General features: G+C 34.6%; 1 protein-coding gene. It reads right to left on the bottom strand.

Annotation, left to right across the window (positions count from 1 at the left end):
• Nucleotides 1-51: 51 nt before the first annotated feature.
• On the bottom strand, nt 52-1,149 hold the full coding sequence (locus tag ACSU6B_RS29115) for a GerAB/ArcD/ProY family transporter (RefSeq protein WP_410889951.1): 1,098 nt from the start codon (nt 1,147-1,149) through the stop codon (nt 52-54).
• Nucleotides 1,150-1,499: the final 350 nt, after the last annotated feature.

Raw genomic sequence — 1,499 nt, 5'->3', positions numbered from 1 at the left:
AGTTAGAGAGATAAAGCCGACTATACTGGCATCGCCCATTCAGGTACTCATTTAAGAAGCCCTTCTCACGTTTCGTAAGTAAGCGATGAACAGTAGCATGACCGGAATAATTATTTGAAAAGGTAAATGTAAATATAATGGAATTATTTTTCCACCCTCTATTGAATGTTCTGAATAATTAGAAGCAACTGTCACTGATGCAAATAAGATAATAAGTCCAATAGGAAAACTGAGTTTTTGATGGGATTTAAATTGAAAAAGATCCGCGGTTCCTGAAACAGCTGCATAAAAATAGAGTGTTATTTTAAAAAATCCACCAATCACAAGGTAAAGCATAAATAATACATCTAGCCGCTCAATAAAATCAGCAATTTGAATTTTACTAATAGTGCTTAATAATGGAAATGGGGTGCGAATCATAAAGTCCACTCCTAAAGCAGCAATATTCACAACCACAGTGATGGTGATATTTATACCGCTTAATATCATCCCACCCATACAAATTTTCCTCGCTTTTTTTTGATCATTTAAATAAGGGAGCAACATTGTAAATACAACCATTTCCCCAAAAGGAAAATTAAGGGTTTGTCTTCCTACAGTATATAGCACTGGTTTCCAACCGTTTTCAAGCACTGGTCGAAGATTACTTAAGTGGATTAAACCAGAGAAGACAACTAAAAAGACACCTATTATTGCAATGAAATATATGATACTAAAGAATAGCTCACCGACTCTTGCTATTACCTCAAACCCCTTGTAAATGGCATAGATAATTGTAAGTATCATCAAGCAATTAATAACAAATAAAGGAGTATTTGTATATATTGTTGTGACTAATAGTTCCCCAAAATCACGCATTATCCTTGATGCTTGATAAATAAAATAAACGATATATAAAAAACCAATAAAACGTCCGATCCATTTTCCAGTTATTTTTTGAACATAAATCGTAAAAGTAATATCTGGGTAAAACATAAACAGACGGTGGTACACAAGGAAGAGTAATAGACCAGAAATTAGTCCGAGTAAAACCGCAATCCAAGCATCTTGTTTCGCATCTGCTCCTAGTCCAAATAGAATAGCACTTCCCATTTCAAACAATGTAACGAGCACAAACAGTTGGTAGCCACTTATCTTTGCCTTTTCCATGTCTAAACCCCTTCATTAAACGCCAATAAGATAGAATGACTTATTCAAAAGTAGTCTCCGTTTTTATTTATTGTTCAGAAACTATATCAAAAGTATTCCCTCATTATCCATAAAAAGGCATACTTCCCCCTCATGTCATGGAAGAACAAGTGGGGATACTGCTAGATTCCATTGAAAAACTACCTCAATTTAGTGAAGAAGAAAAGGAATAATACCTGGGAAGGTGCTTTAACTAGGAATATGGTGTCTTACTATACAATAAGTTGCAGTTTGTGAAGGATTGTACTTAAAGTAACGGGTGCTTTAGTTTCACAAAAAATGGACTGTTTCGGCAGTCCTTTTTCAATACC

The organism is Neobacillus sp. C211 (genome assembly GCF_051842875.1).
Lineage (GTDB): Bacteria > Bacillota > Bacilli > Bacillales > Cytobacillaceae > Neobacillus.
The sequence above is the reverse complement of the archived record's forward strand: the minus strand, read 5'-3'. Positions and strand labels throughout refer to the sequence as shown.

What these genes read in the sequence shown, in the direction of transcription:
- ACSU6B_RS29115 (WP_410889951.1), bottom strand. Translation starts at nt 1,149, where the DNA reads ATGGAAAAGGCAAAGATAAGTGGCTACCAACTGTTTGTGCTCGTTACA.